Origin of the sequence: Pedobacter gandavensis (assembly GCF_014172405.1) — a bacterium.
GTDB lineage: Bacteria > Bacteroidota > Bacteroidia > Sphingobacteriales > Sphingobacteriaceae > Pedobacter > Pedobacter gandavensis.
The window spans coordinates 260221-275840 of record NZ_WNXC01000003.1 but is presented as its reverse complement, the minus strand read 5'-3'; the positions used below and the strand labels follow the sequence as shown (position 1 = coordinate 275840).

Here is a 15620-nt window from a genome sequence, read left to right as displayed (position 1 = left end):
GCCAAAAAATCCAGGTATAAAGGATGGGAAACAGAAAGGGGCTGACCATAATTAAATGATGCAGCCCCTAAAGTTAGCTATTGTTGCGCTGGCCTTAGGCCAACCATCTAAATTATTTAGCTCTTGTTTTGCTGTTCCAGGTATAAGTTCCAGCAGATCCGGCGGCAAGTGTAGTCGTTACCACCTGACCATTGTATTTAATGTTGAATGTTTGTGCTTCAGGACTGTTGTTCATCGTCACCAATACTAACTTTCCTTCAGGTGTTTTATAAGCCACATTCTGGATTTTATCATGTTGATTTGAAGCGATGCGCACAGAACCCGGGCTTACAAATTTCGAGGTATGGCCGATTGAATAGTAAGCGATGTTCTTACTCCATGTTTTACCATCGATCGTAATTGCGCCTAAACAGCTGGTACAGCCACCATCGGGTGTAAATGGACGGTACTGTGGATCTGCTGCCAGGTTCCATTCCAATACTGTTTTACTCCAATTTCTTGGCGCGCCAGTCATTAAGGTAGACACATGCCATTTTAAGTCCTCCGCGAAATTACCTGGGCCACCTACCCATTGCTCTGTAAAATACAGGTTTTTATTAGGGAAGGCTTCATGTACTTTTGATAACGCAGAAATTTGTCCGCCATACAAATGGAATGCAGAACCATCAATATATGGATTGGCTTCCGGATCATTCAAAATAGTAATCGGGTAATCCGGACGGTCAGCATTATGGTCATAAATAATGATCTTGGTTTTGATGCCCGCAGCTTTAAATACCGGGCCTAAAGCAGTCTTGATGAAGTTTGCCTGATCCTCAGGCTTCATATACATACTGGGATTGTTTCCAGGATGCAGGGGCTCATTTTGAATCGTTACTGCGTCAATTACGATACCTTGTGCTTTCATAGCCTCAATATATTTGACAAAATATTTGGCATATGCCTGATAATATTCTGGCTTTAAGCTACCACCACGGTACGCCTGATTGTCTTTCATCCAGGTTGGAGCAGTCCATGGAGAACCCATGATCTTGATCTTTGGATTGATGGCAATGATTTCTTTTAACATCGGTACCAAGTCTTTCATCTCTTTTTCAATTGAGAAGTTTTTTAGTTCTGGATCCGTTTGTCCGGCAGGCATTTCATTATAAGTAAAGGTTTCTGCACTTAAATCTGAGGCACCAACACTTAAACGCAGGTAGCTAATGCCAATGCCATTTCCGGCGGTAGAGAAAATCTCTTTTAACATCGCCTTTTTTTCTGCTGTTGGAAGTCCGTTCATCAGACTCGCACTACCACCAGTTAAAGTATAGCCAAAACCATCCATCGTTTGAAAACTTGTCTGGTCATCCACCACAATATTGATATTGTTGTTCATTGCGGTAGAAAAATGTAAAGGTGTATTTTGCTTTTGCAATAGGGCAGAGCGATCACCATTGGTAATCCATGCCGATACGCCTGTGCTTACCGGTACTTCTTTCTGACTTGCACATGAACCTAGTAAGGCAAGGGCTGCTATCGCGCTTATATTTAGTAATCTCATAGGATAATGGATATCTGGCTTCTAAGGGATGTAGTTAAAGTTGATTTTTTGATCTGCAATCTGAAGGGTAAATTCTCCTTCTTCAGTGATCGCTTTGTTTTCCGTATTAATGAAAGCAAGGTCTTCCGGCTGGATTTTAAACGTTACCGTTTTTGTCTCACCAGATTTCAAGTCAATTTTCTCAAATCCTCTCAAACGTTTCACATCCGGAGTAATTAAGGTAGCATATAAATCTGAAGTAAATAGCAATACACTTTCTTTACCAGCTACTTTACCAGTGTTACTGACGTTGACAGTAACAGTCAGCGTTTCTCCTTTTTTCAGGGTGTTGCTGCTCAGTTTTAGCTGATCATATTTGAAAGTTGTGTAACTTAAACCTGCACCGAATACATATTGAGGGTTGTAGTCCGCATCATAATTGTACACACCTTCTGTAGTGCCTTTATTTTCTGATGGTTTATGGTAATAAGTAAACAGGGCATTCGGGTACTGAGGGTAAGTATAAGGTAGTTTTCCTGAAGGATTTACCACGCCATATAACACATCAGCAAGGGCATCACCACCGAAGTTACCTGGAAGGTACGTTTGTACCACTGCAGTCATTTTCTTTTCAAACTTGCTGATCACACGTGGGCGACCCTCGTTTAATACCAGGATTATTTTTTTACCGGTTGCCGCTAATTTTTGCGCCAATTCCGTTTGCAAATCCGAGAGGTATAAATCGTTCATATTTCCTGGAGATTCTGTATACGAGTTCTCACCAAGACAAAGTACGATCACGTCTGCATCTTTTGCAGCAGCAATGGTTTCGTCCATTTTGTCGGCATAGTCATCATAATACTTACCATCCATTTTATAGCTCACACCAGGGAAGTAGGTTACTTGATCTTTTCCTGCTTTATTTTGTAAAGCTTCCAGGATCGTATTGTATTTAGCCGCAAATTCCTCTACTTTTTCTCCTTGCCAAGAGTAAGTCCATGCACCGTTTAGGGTTCTCATAGAATTCGCATTTGGACCTGTAACCAGAATTTTTGTGCCTTTTGCCAATGGAAGAATTTGATCCGTGTTTTTTAACAAGGTGATCGACTCTGCTGCGGTTTGATAAGCAGCATGTTCAAATTCCTTGCTCCCAAATTTTGGGTAGTCTTTAGGATTTGTTGTCGGTTTCTCAAAAAGGTTCAATTCATATTTCACCCATAAAATTCTTCTTACTGCATCATCAATACGAGATTCTTTTACTTTTCCTTCTTTCACTAAAGCAAGTAGGTTATCGCAAAAAGTCTCATAGTTATAAGCGATCATCGACATATCAATACCGGCATTGATGGCCAACATGATGGCTTCTTTGTCGTCTTTTGCAATGCGATCTCTCTTGTATAGGTTCTCAATATCTCCCCAATCGGTAACTACCAAACCTTTGAAGTTTAATTCTTCTTTCAATAATTCCGTTAGGATATGGTAATTGGCATGTACAGGGATACCGTTAATGATACCAGAGTTGATCATAATGGTTTTCGCACCTGCATCAATTGCCGCTTTAAAAGGAGGTAAATGATACTCTCTTAAAGCTTGATCAGAAATGAAGGCTGGCGTTCTGTCTTTTCCTGAAACCGATACCTGGTAACCCAGGAAGTGCTTGATAGAAGAAGCTACTTTTTCCGGATGTGACACTTTACCATCTTCACCTTCGTAACCTTTTACTGCGGCTACACCAAGTTCTTTGATCAGGTATGGATCTTCACCAAAACTCTCCCACTGACGAGGGAAACGAGGATCTGAACCGATATCCAATAGTGGGGCAAAGTTCCATGGAATAGAGCTTGCGCGGGTTTCATAAGCAGTGATCGAAGCGCCGTTTTTCACCAATGAACGGTTAAATGTTGCAGCCTGACCGATTTGCTGTGGGAACATCGTTGCACCTACGGTATAAGTAGCACCATGGATTTCATCCACACCATAAATCACAGGGATTTTATTTGGTGTTTGTTTCATCGCCACATTCTGAATTTTGCTGATGATGTTGTACCAAACCTGTGGGGTTCTTGCTCTGTTGTTTGAGGTGTTTAGTACAGAACCAACATGGTATTTTACCAATACTCTTTGTAGTTCTTTTTCGTCTAAACCGAATGGTTCATCACTCTCATAACGGCCTTTTCCTTTACCAATTACGTCAAGTGTGATTTGCGCCATTTGTCCGACTTTCTCTTCAATCGTCATCTTTTTTAACAATGCTTCTGCTTTTGCCTGGTTATTATTCTGAGCGATAGCGGTACCGAAAGTGCTGGAAAGCAGCAATAAGGATAGCGTTCTTTTTAGTGTCATTAGGTGTATTTAAATAGGAAGTACCACCAGAGGTGATACTTCCGGTAAAAAACTATTTGTTGATACTTGTATTTCTATCGATCTCTTTCTGCGACATTGGCAATAAGATCTTATCAGCGCTTAGGTTGTAGTTTAATGAAGCGCCATTTCCGTCTTTCTGTGCGTTCATTACTGGGATCGCACGGTTAGTACGTACCAGGTCATACCAGCGATGCCCCTCAAAAGCAAGCTCCAGACGACGTTCTTTTTCGATCGCTAAACGCATTGCAGGCTGATCCGCTGCAGGAGTAGCCCCAAGGTTTACCCTGTTTCTGATGCGTTCTACCAATGGTTTTGCCTGGGCCCATCCTCCAGCACTAATTTCATTTAAAGCTTCTGCTTTCAATAAAATGATATCCGCCAAACGAAGGATATAGATATTGGTCTGGTCGTCGTTTCTATATTTGTTGATGTATGGATACCGTGTTTTTGGCCAGAAAGTATCGCTCCAGCCCTCAGTTGCCACATTTAGGAATTTGATGCTTGAATTTTTACGGATCTGGTCACCTTCTGCATCAAATGCTGCTGCAAGATCATTTGTTGGCGTACAGAATTTTTTCCATCCTGCACCTACAATCACACTTGGCATCCAGTTGGAGCGTTTGTTTGCGCCATTGCCACCATCAAACTGCATTTCCCAGATTGATTCTGAGTTGTTTTTGTTGCTACCAGAAAATAAGCCATCATAGCTACCGAAAAGTGAGTATCCACCTCCGATTACCGCATCCGCATATTGGTTTACTTTATTCCAATCTGGATTTGGTTTAGTCGCATATACTTTAGCCAATAAAGCATTAGCTACTCCTTTAGTGAATATACCTTTGTTAGGAGCCGTGGTTCTGGTGTTTGCCAGTGCATATTCCAGGTCTTTAATGATCTGCTCATAAACAGCATCAACACTTGATCTTGGAACTTGCATGTCTTCCAGCTTTCCTGGAGATTTCAGTACGATTGGTACCGGACCCCATAAGCGTACCAGGTATAGATATAAGTAGGCTCTGATCCCTGCCGCTTCGCCAAGAATCTGGTTTCTTCTGTCGCCTTTATCCAATTCAGGATCTTGGATGTTAGGTACATTTTCTAGTACCTCATTTGCATTTTTGATTTGTGAATATAGCTCCGACCAATCTCTTTCCAATACTTCATTGGTAGAGTTTACGCGAAATTCATCCATCTGGAACATTGCAGGGTTATCACCACCAGCATAGGAGTTGTCTGCGATCACATCACCATTCAACATGAAATCCCAGATGTGGGTATTGTTGTACATGCCTCCATAGGCACCTGAAAGTAACTTTTCTGCTCCTTTAAGGTCAACAAAAGCTTCTTCTGGCGTTACTTGATTAAATGGGTTCTTATCTAAAAAATCTTTTTTGCAACTGGTTTGTAAACCCATGGTAAGGGCTGCGGCTGCTAAAATTGAATATAATTTAATTCTCATGTCTCTTTGTTATTAAAATCCAACGTTTACACCTAATAGGAAGCTTCTGCTTTGTGGGTAGGTACCGTAATCCACACCCATTTGAGGGCCGTTTGCGCCATATTGGCTCACTTCAGGATCTAAACCTTTGTATTTTGTGAAGGTTAGAATGTTGTAACCAGTTGCAAATACAGTCAGCTTGCTCATTTTCATACGGCCTAAGAAAGCTTCTCCGAAGTTGTAAGAAAGGGTCGCTGTTTTTAAACGTAGGTAAGAAGCATTCTCTACAAATCTGCTGGAAGTACGGGTATTGTCGGTATTTCCTTTTACTGCTCTTGGGATATCTGTATTGGTGTTTTGTGGCGTCCAACGGTTTAATACTGCTGCACTTTGGTTTTTTGAGTCATAAAGACCTTCTAAATCAATTCTCGAAGCATTGAACATTTGGTTACCCTGAACACCCTGGAAGAAGATGTTTAATCCGAAATTGCCATAACGGAAGTTATTGGTCATTCCATAGATGAAATCAGGTTGTGCAGAGCCGATAAAGGTTCTGTCGTTATTGTCAATCTTGTTGTTGCCATCTAGATCTGCATAGGTAGCCAGACCTGTAGTTGGATCTACACCGGTATATTGGAAGCCATAAAAGCTACCCAGTGGTTTGCCTTCTACTACGCGTACCGCTGAAGTACGGGAGTAAATACCACCGAAATCAAGAGATGGGGTAGAAGCACCTAAGCTGGTTACTTTGTTTCTATTGAAGGAGATGTTCATGTCTGTAGACCAGCTGAATTTCTCTCTTTCGATGTTTTTAGTGGATAGCGTGAATTCCATCCCTTTGTTTTCCATCGAACCTACATTATAAGCTTGTTCAGCAAATCCTGAAGTTGGAGGCAATTGTACTTTGATCAATAGATCGTTCGTTTTTTTCAGGTAAGCATCAGCAGTGAAAGTTATTCTGTTGTTGAATAGGGTTAAATCTAAACCAATATTGCTCTGGGTAGTAGTTTCCCAGGATAAGCCAGTATTTTTTAAGTTGGTTAGGTTATAATCACCTTGTGCATTTTCCTGATAAAGTTTTCTCCAGGCATAATCACCAATTCCTTCGTCGTTACCAACTTTACCCCAGCTACCTCTGATTTTTAAATCATTGATAGTTTTGCTGTCTTTCAAAAAGTTCTCTCCAGAGATTCTCCATCCTGCGGAAGCAGAAGGGAAATAACCAAAACGTTGTTCATCACTGAAACGGGAAGAACCATCGGCTCTAAAGTTTGCACTGAACAAATATTTGCTGTCGTAAGCATAAGTCACTCTGGTTAAGTAAGACTGTTTTGACCATTGTGCTCTTTGTGGTACTTTAGGAACCACAACTGGTTTATCATTTTTCTGATCTGTTTGTGGCTTGTAGAATCTGTTTTCTTCATACTCATTCAGTTTATAATCTGAAGATTGTAGGGTATAACCACCGGTTGCTGAAAATGCATTTTTACCAACGTTCTTGGTGTAAGTCAAAATGTTTTCATTCAACCATACATTGTCATTGGTGATGTTGTTTCTATAGATACCACCTTCTTGGCGACCGTAAGTTGTCTTGAATGCATCAAGATCGTAGTTATAGTCGTTTTTGTTGATATTGGTACTGATGGTAGATTTGAAGATTAAATCTTTAGTAAACTTGATTTCTCCACCGAATGATCCGATAAAACGTAGGTTTTTAGTTTTGTTTTTAGGACCGAAAGCCTGACCAATAGGGTTGTCCCATCCACCAGAGTTTGGAATCGTAGTATAACTGCCATTAGGGTTGTAAATACCAATCGTTGAAGGCGTAGTTAAGGCCGATAAAATGGTACCTCCACGTGCCACACCTGCATTGTCACTCACATCAATAGAGTTTCTTGCCGTTAAAGCTGCAGTCGTTGTGAATTTTAACCAGGAAGTGGCAGCTTGTGAACCGTTAAAGTTAACGGTGTATCTGTCCAGTTCTGCTGGAGCTACAATTCCTTTGTCGCGTTGATATCCGGTAGACAGGTAAAAGTTTCCACCTTTGCCACCACCAGATAGGGATACCTGATATTGGTTCTGCGTCCCTGTGCCGAAAGTTTCTTTCTGCCAATCGGTATTGCTACCGTCGCCAAATGAGGTATAACCCAATTCTTTCATTAGATCAATGTATTGATCCGCTGACAATACATCTTGCTTGCGCCAGAAGTTTGAAATTCCTGTAAAAGCATTGAATTCAACTTTTACCTGACCGGAAACCCCTTTTTTAGTGGTGATTAAAACGACACCATTCGCACCGCTTGATCCGTAAATCGCTGCTGCTGAAGCGTCCTTTAAAATGGTTAGGGACTCGATATCATTAGGGTTTAAGAAAGCAGCACTTCTTGAAGTTACTCCGTCAATGACATACAGTGGACTGTTAGATGCGGTAATGGAAGTATTTCCACGAATGCTGATCGCAATCTCTGCACCTGGTTTACCAGATTCTGATGTTACTTGTACACCTGCTGCTCTACCTTGTACCGCTTGTAAAGGATTGGTGATCGGCTGATTTTTCAAATCTTTAGAAGATATGGTCGTCACCGCTGTAGTCAGGTCTTTTTTTGTAGTGGTACCGTAACCGATAACGACTACTTCATTCAGTTCATTATTGTCTTCGGTTAAGTTGACGTTAACAGTAGTTTTATTGTTTATCGCCTGTTCAATAGTTTTATAGCCAATGAAGGAAAAAACTAAAGTGGCATTGCCTGGAGCAGTCAGTGTGTACTTGCCATTTCCAGCAGTCATTGCACCCTTGGTACTTCCTTTGATCTTAACAGAAACACCTGGAAGTGGCAGACCATTTTCGTCTTTCACCTCTCCCTTAACGTTAAGCTCCTGCGCCATACTCACAGAGATGCTACAGAGTAAGCTAAGGATAAAAAGAGTAAACTTTTTTCTCATAATTTTTGCTTTGTTTAATGAATTTGATGTGATAAAGTTAAGGTTGATTTTATGTTAATTCCTAGTGTTTGGAATGTTTTATTTTACCTAAACTACTGATAATTAGATTGTTGTGTTCAGTTTGATACGCTTCAGTACCCTAAGGTATAAATGGGCTTAATCCCTGATATACAGTGCATAGGGAACCAGGGTCAGTCCTGGCTTTTTCCCGGTCTGATACGCTTGAGTACCCTTGTCTTAAACAAGTAAAAAAAATGTCAAATCACAAGATTGTATCTTGTGGAAGCGTGAATAATCAGAATTATCGACTGTGTTTAGTCTAAAACCAACTGACTCCAGTCGTTTTTACTGGCTTTTTTGAGTTGTGATTTTCGTTCGTCCATCCGTTGTTTAATGCCAGATCCATAAGTCCAGCAGGTACTTTGTCGGATGCCCAATAGCTCTGATAGCTTGTGGGAAGAGATCTTTCCTTTCGAAGAATAAACCAGGAAGACCATATAAAAAGCTTTGATAATCGGGATGCGTGTATTGTGGAAAATAGTGAAACTGGTCACGGATTCTTCATAGCCACATTTGCTACATCTTCTGCTATAGGCAATATGTCCGGTATAGAAATGGTCGTTCTTACATTTTCTACAATGGTAGCCATTTTTCCATTTCAAGTCGGATAGGAATAGATTACAACTTTCTTTATCTGGATAGATTTTACTGAATTCCTCAAAATCTACATCTGTAGACATGACTCTGTCTCTCGTTACCTTTTCTACATTGGTTTGGAGCTCCTGATTGTCTTGCTCCAATAAGGTATTCATCCTCGAAATTTCTTCCGCCTGCTGTTTTAACCGATCATTTGCATCCGATAATTCCGCGTTCTTAGCCTCAATGATCAGGGATTTATGGTAAACCTCTCTGGTACGCTCTTCTACTTTTTCTTCTAGTTCCTGATTTAAGGTGTCTTTAAGCTTTACGTTCTCCGCCATCTGACGGATCATCTGCCGGTGCACAATGTCTTTTTTCTTTCTCAGGATACTCACCTTATCACCAATGGCAAAAGAGAGGAATACCATCTCCAGGATAAAGCAGAAGCTGAGGCTGTAATAACTGATTGCTCCGAAGTTTAAAAAGGAGAAGTGGAGCATGATTAAGAACTTGAGCAAGAAGCCTAAAAACAAGAAACTGTAACCCAGTACAAAGAATCGAGCAGGAAGGTAACCCTGTCTGTAGATGTATATGCCCGTAAAGAAAGCCACCAACAATGGGATGGCATCAATAAATTTATAACTGAACAGGTTTTGATTGAACAGTAAGCAGTATAAAAACCAGAGGGTTCTTAGGATAATGACCCCTATAATGAGGCGGTTTAATTTTGGTGCTTTGGATTTTACAAATAGCAGTTCTCGGGTAAATAGTAGCGCGAAAATACTGACGGCATATAAGGCTACGGCGTAGGCAGTTTGGTTCCATCCCGGTTGGTTAGGCCATAAATATTGGTAGGCTATGCCATCGGTGCTCATCTCAAAGAAGCCTACACTCAGGTTGTATAGCACGTAGTATAAGTATTGCTTTTGGCGCATGGCAATGAACATGATCAGGTTGTAAAAACTGAACACGAGGATCATTCCATAGAAAATACCAAAGTAAAAGTACTCATCCAGGGCATAAGAGATAAACCAGTCAACGGAGCGCAGTACGATAATGGCATCACCAATCTGTGAGGATTGGATCTTGAAATAATAGGTTTGTACAGCATCATTGTCATTGGACAGGTAGAGCTCGAAGTTTTTATGTTGCAATTCCCGGTTGCGGAAAGGAAATTTGTCGCCAAATTCTAATGCTTTATAGCTGCCGTCTTTCTGCGGGACATAAGCTGTCACATGGTCAAGTGTCTGGTCGAAAAATTCTAATAGGAAATATTTTTCTGCCTTGCTGTTATTTTTAATCTTGATCCTGAACCAGTAAATGGAATTGAGTTTAGTGGTTTGAGGGGTACTTGTTTTACTGGGTTTAAACTGTTCAGAGATGACTTTGCTACGGATCTGATCAAAGCTGAGCTTTCCGGAAGTGTCCGAAAGCAGCTCAATCTGTTTAAAAGAAAAGATATGCTGGTCAATCTTATCGTTTATTTCTACGACCTCCTGAGCCTTCAAATTTTTGACCGAAAAGGAAAGAACAGTAATCAGGAAAATCGCTTTATACAGAAATAAGAATTTTGAAGACATGGTTAAGTACCGCAATTTAAATTATGGCGCAAAGGTGGGGTTAATAATCTTAACCTACAACAGAGACGCTGTTCTACTCAGTTTCAGTAGGTTGATTTAGCAAGAATCGGATTTAATTTTATAGTCAAATGACTATTTTTGTGAGATGCTGCCGGTGTGTTTCCTTCTTCCTGTTCCCGATGATTTTAATTTCGGAGAATGCCTTTGGTTTTTAGACCGGGGTTTTGACGATTGCTTGTATCAAGTGGATCGCAGCAAGGTAAAAAGAGCGATTCGGTTAAAGGAAGGCCCCGCTGTGGTTCAAATTGAAAAAGGAGGAAATGCTGTAGTTGAGGAGGCTGGGGAGTCAAATTTGATTCAAGAGGGGCAATGCTTAAAAGTATCTGTGAACAGGGCTTTATCACTCGAAGAAGAAAGAGAATTGAAGCAGTATATAGCGGACTGGTTTGATCTGCAACTGGATTTGAATCCTTTTTATGCTCGGATCATCCAAGATCCCCGATTATCTTTTATGAAAGCGGATTATTTTGGCCTTCGCCTGATCGGAATTCCAGATTTGTTTGAAGCCATCTGCTGGGCAATTATCGGACAACAGATCAATTTAACCTTTGCTTATAAGCTAAAAAGAAAACTGGTGGAACGATATGGATCGCAAATGGATTTCCAAGATAATCGCTATTTAATATTCCCAGAGCCTGCAGTCCTGGCTAAGGCAGATACAGCAGATTTACAGGCCATGCAGTTCTCCAGAAGTAAGGCCAATTATGTGTTGCAGATTGCAGCTGCTTTTGCTGATCAGCGCCTCAGTAAAGAAGGATTACGCTTGATGCCAGATCTTTCTGCCCGTCAAAAAGCATTAATCAGTATAAAAGGAGTAGGGGTTTGGACCGCTAACTATGCCTTAATGAAGAGTTTGAAAGAACGGTCCTGTATTCCTCATGGCGATGCCGGGCTCCTGAATGCCTTGATCAATTTGGACATCATCAAGGATAAAAAGGATGTTGCCGGAATCGAGGCTTTTTTTACTGATTATGAAGGATGGGAAAGTTACCTGGTGTTTTACCTTTGGCGAACACTTTCTAAACGGGTATAGGTTACTTAGTCTCTCTTCTCGCCGCTTCCCAGCCGATCATAGCCGTTTTTCTAGCAATCCCCCAATGGTATTGCCCCAATTCCCCTGTAGATTTGATCACCCTATGACAAGGAATCAAAAATGCTATCGGGTTGTGGCCAACTGCGGTTCCCACTGCACGGTTGGCCTTTGGATGTGCAATCGCATTTGCAATGTCAGCGTAGGAAGCCAGATTTCCTGTAGGTACCTTTAATAAGGTTTCCCATACCTTGATCTGGAAATCCGTTCCTTTTAGATGTAGCTTTACTTCAGATAGCCTGTTCCAGTCTGTATTAAAAATATAAAGCGCATTTTGTTGAATCTGATCCAGTAGCTGTTGGTAGCTGGCATTGGGGAAAAGCTGTTGTAATTCCAGGAATGCCTGATCCGGATCATCCGAAAAGGCCATGTAGCAGATTCCTTTAGCGGTAGATGCGACCAATATTGGCCCAAAAGGGCTTTCTGCATAGCTATAATTAATCTCTAATTGCTGACCACCATTTTTATATTCTCCGGGTGTCATCCCTTCAATTTTGATGAAAAGATCGTGCAGTCTGCTCGTTCCCGATAAACCGGTCTCATAGGCTGCCTCCGCTAAGTTGCCGTTTTGTTTTTTTAAGATTTCCTTCGCATATTCTATGCTCAGGTATTGTAAGAATTGTTTCGGACTTACACCTGCCCATTCGCTAAACATTCGCTGAAAGTGGAAAGGACTTAAATGGATATGATCAGCGATTTCTTCTAAGGAAGGCTGTAGCTTAAAATTAGTCTTTAAATAGTCAATGGCCTTTTCAATTCTCTGGTAATCGATTTGACTTGATGTTTCCATGGTTTGAAATTTATACCCCAAAATTACCAGTTGTACCGCAAGTAGAAAACCCGAAACTTGCGCTATTCATCTTTGTTCCAGGTTTTACAATTATGCTTCTGGAACCGGTAGACTAAGTTCTTCCAGTTGTTTATGTTTGTTTTCCGAAATTAAGAGCTGGTGCTTTTTCTGAGTATCACTTAACAGATTGATCAGGAGCTTTTTGTTGGCGGCAGAAAGGTCATGAAATAACAATTGATCGGCCTTAAATAAGCTTTGTTGCAACAATTGCAATAGCTTTTCTCCTTTTGTGCTCAACCTGATCAGCTTGGCTCTTTTATCCGCAGGATCGCTTCTCTCGGTCAGAAAACCTGCTTTTTTGATCCTGTTTAGGATGTCAATGCCGGTAGATTGTTCAAAAAATACCGCAGCAATGACATCAGATTTTCTGGCCTCCTGATGGCTGTTTATTGCCTTCATGAAGTAGAACCATTCCAGCTCAATCCCTGGGAATTCTTTCAATACGGCTTTGGCATAGATGACATGAATGGCATTGAGTTGTCCGATAAGGGTGGCCAGCTCCTGGTCGACGTCTTTATCTTGTACGGCAACGGGTGTTTTTTTCGCAATGTCCGGGCCTTTATGGTCCATCAAGAAATGACTGCAGAATTCCGCTGCATTGGCAGCGGGATTCTTGCTCTCATAATCGGCCCATGCCGTGATCAGTTCAACAATTGGTTTTATAGCCATCAAATTTCTTTAAAAAACTAGTGTTGCGAATTTAAGTATTGGCGGAAATAACCACATTCTGCAATTACTTCCTGATAAAATCTGGTGTCGGCATATTGTTTTTCCAGGAGGGAGAAGTTCCTTCCGTAATAGATCGGATTGGTTTCTACGCTCCAGTAGTTCGCTGTTTTATTTTCCGGAAGCTCATAAGAACGATTATAACTTTCATTGCGTTCACATTTGCTGGCCATAAAGGTGCAACGCGCTTGCTGTTCTTTATTTTTTGTTGCCATTCTTGCCATCAGGTAATACTTTTCGGCGAGTTTTCCGTTCAGATATACTGGTCTGAATGGCGCTGGGATGCTGAAGGCACTGCTACCATAAGTATCGGTGAGGCTGGAAATATAAAAACCGCGGTTATTGCCATAATAGCTGATGTTATAATAAGCATTGGCCAAAAGATAAGCGTTGTTGTATACATTTCTGCCAGCTTTGATCTCGGCTTTCATGTTTCTCATCATCCTCAGTAATTCCATGGAAGTGAATTTTTTAGACTGAGCCATTTGCTGGTCACAATCATGGCAATCATTTAAACGCATATTGAATGGGTTGGCCTGCAGCGTATCTTTTTGATGAATCGTTTTTGATAAAAAAGGAATGGCTGCTTCCGGATCGTCTTGAAAAACCAGAACAGTAGCCTGATAAAAATTAAGGTCATCCAGTTGATAAGGATAATAACGCAAGATGGCTTTTTCAAAAGCCGTCTGATTGTCCTTCAATAACAGGCTTTTCAATTGCTCTACCTGTTGGTTCTTGGTATAAAACTCATGGTAACTGCTGAAAATAGTGGCTTTAAGTGGATTCCCCTGTTTTTTATACAGGTTGGAAATGACACCCAGACTTTCGTTCAGCGATTGGTAAAATCTAAGATCAGGTATGGTGTCTTTACCTTCTTTCAGATCAGCAAACCAATTTAATGGCTCTACCATTTTCGCTTCTGCCGCGGCGTCAATTTTTTTAAGTTGTCTTACATACAGACCCCAATCTAGTATTTTATATTGGGCCATTAAGAGCTTGTTGTCTGTCGGCATCTGCGTTTTTGCAGTTTGGTAGAACTTAGCTGCGGCATCATAGTTTTTACCCATGAAGTTCAGATACCCTGCAGCAAGGTTCCAGATATAAGGTTTCCCGGTATTATTTTTTAAAGCGATTCCGCTGATTAAGGTGATGTTTTTCTTTAAAACAGAGGCAGAATCTTCTTTTGCACCGTAGTAATTGCGGAATCCAGCTTCGGTAATGTTGATCGCTCTGCTGAGTAATAGGTCTAGCTTTTCTGATTTAGGATCTAAAGCGTAAATTTCAGGAATGGCTCTTTCTGTATCGTAGTAGATACCCATTAGCTGCCACAGCGTGATTTTTTCCTCTTTTGTCTTAGCCATTTCCAGACTTTGTTTCCAATCGGCATCCGCATTTGGACGGAAAGACCATTTTGCAGGAATCTTCATCTCATTAGAATAGTTGTAACAAAGGCTGAATAGGTAGTTTGAAGTGGCATAATCACCCGCAAAATGATATCTTCCGGCTACATAACCCAAGGTTCTGTAGTACATCATGTTCTTCGGAAAAACGTCTTTATATTGGTTAAATGAATGGATACTAGCGGCATCTTTTAAGGATTTTTCAGCGGAACTTCTTTCTGAAAAATAGTAATAACGAACCAATTGGAACCATAATCTTTGCTTGATGAAAGGGTCTTTCGCTTTCTTTAAAGCCAAAAGTAAATCGGCTTCAAAAGCTTCGGGAACACTGAATTCCTGTTTCTCATCCCAATAGTAATAGCTTCTATAGCCAGCAGCATAGGTCTCGCTTTTCTTAGCAAGCAGTAGGTATTCGAAGAAAGCATTCAATTGCTTTTTATTTATTTTCAAGGCTTTCAATTGAGGCAGACTATCGGGCAGGACTTTAATTTTACCTTTGTAATGCTGGTAAACAGAATCAACTCCTTTCTCAGAGGCACGTAATAATAAATATTGAAGGTCAGCTCTGCTTAATTTTTGCCCGAAGTAATCATACCATTCTTTTACAATTTGATCATTGAAACGGGTGTTGGAGTTGTCATTGTCATAAGAATACTCCTTTGTGTAATAAGTAGAAAAATCTGAGTAGAAAAAGGGGGTATACGCTTTGTCAACAAAGGATTCTGGGCTGAAGCTCGAATAATCGTCGTCATAACCATAGTCGGCACAGGCCCATACTACCCCGGCAAGAGATAGACTGGATAGTAAAATGATTAAGAACTTTTTTGGAAGGTAGCGCTTTAACAATTGGGTTGTGGAATTTAGCAATTTCATAGGAGGTCGTGTAGTGTAGTGTAGTGTAGTGTAGTGTAGTGTAGTGTAGTGTAGTGCTGTTGTGTTGTGATTATAAAAGTTTTTCTGTCTTCAATGTAGAATCCTGTTGTTGTTAATGTTGATAATGCTCGCTTT

General features: G+C 40.7%; 9 protein-coding genes. 1 reads left to right on the top strand and 8 read right to left on the bottom strand.

Going from position 1 to position 15620, the window contains the following annotated elements:
- Nucleotides 1-112 precede the first annotated feature (112 nt).
- From GM920_RS11360 to GM920_RS11340, 5 genes are all read right to left on the bottom strand, one after another.
- Nucleotides 113-1543: a glycoside hydrolase family 30 protein gene (locus GM920_RS11360; protein ID WP_182957166.1), complete on the bottom strand. Its 1431-nt coding sequence runs from the start codon at nt 1541-1543 to the stop codon at nt 113-115.
- A gap of 21 nt (nt 1544-1564) precedes the next feature.
- Nucleotides 1565-3865, bottom strand: coding sequence for a glycoside hydrolase family 3 N-terminal domain-containing protein (locus tag GM920_RS11355; RefSeq protein WP_182957163.1), 2301 nt, complete (start codon nt 3863-3865; stop codon nt 1565-1567).
- Between the two features lie 52 nt (nt 3866-3917).
- Nucleotides 3918-5345, bottom strand: coding sequence for a RagB/SusD family nutrient uptake outer membrane protein (locus GM920_RS11350; RefSeq protein ID WP_182957160.1), 1428 nt, complete (start codon nt 5343-5345; stop codon nt 3918-3920).
- A gap of 12 nt (nt 5346-5357) precedes the next feature.
- Complete coding sequence (locus tag GM920_RS11345) at nt 5358-8267, bottom strand: SusC/RagA family TonB-linked outer membrane protein (RefSeq protein ID WP_182957158.1); 2910 nt, start codon at nt 8265-8267, stop codon at nt 5358-5360.
- A 314-nt stretch (nt 8268-8581) separates the two neighbouring features.
- Nucleotides 8582-10486: a 7TM diverse intracellular signaling domain-containing protein gene (locus tag GM920_RS11340; protein ID WP_182957155.1), complete on the bottom strand. Its 1905-nt coding sequence runs from the start codon at nt 10484-10486 to the stop codon at nt 8582-8584.
- 145 nt (nt 10487-10631) lie between these two features.
- On the opposite strand from GM920_RS11340, the gene GM920_RS11335 reads away from it, so the two are divergent.
- Nucleotides 10632-11579: a DNA-3-methyladenine glycosylase family protein gene (locus GM920_RS11335; protein WP_182957152.1), complete on the top strand. Its 948-nt coding sequence runs from the start codon at nt 10632-10634 to the stop codon at nt 11577-11579.
- A 1-nt stretch (nt 11580) separates the two neighbouring features.
- Here the strand turns inward: GM920_RS11335 and GM920_RS11330 are convergent, their stop codons facing one another.
- The 3 genes from GM920_RS11330 to GM920_RS11320 all read right to left on the bottom strand — a co-directional run bounded on the left by GM920_RS11330 (nt 11581) and on the right by GM920_RS11320 (nt 15485).
- A complete protein-coding gene (locus GM920_RS11330; protein ID WP_182957149.1) occupies nt 11581-12426 on the bottom strand; it encodes a methylated-DNA--[protein]-cysteine S-methyltransferase in 846 nt (281 codons plus the stop codon).
- Between the two features lie 90 nt (nt 12427-12516).
- Nucleotides 12517-13155, bottom strand: coding sequence for a MarR family winged helix-turn-helix transcriptional regulator (locus GM920_RS11325; RefSeq protein WP_182957146.1), 639 nt, complete (start codon nt 13153-13155; stop codon nt 12517-12519).
- Between the two features lie 17 nt (nt 13156-13172).
- A complete protein-coding gene (locus GM920_RS11320) occupies nt 13173-15485 on the bottom strand; it encodes a hypothetical protein (RefSeq protein ID WP_182957145.1) in 2313 nt (770 codons plus the stop codon).
- Nucleotides 15486-15620: the final 135 nt, after the last annotated feature.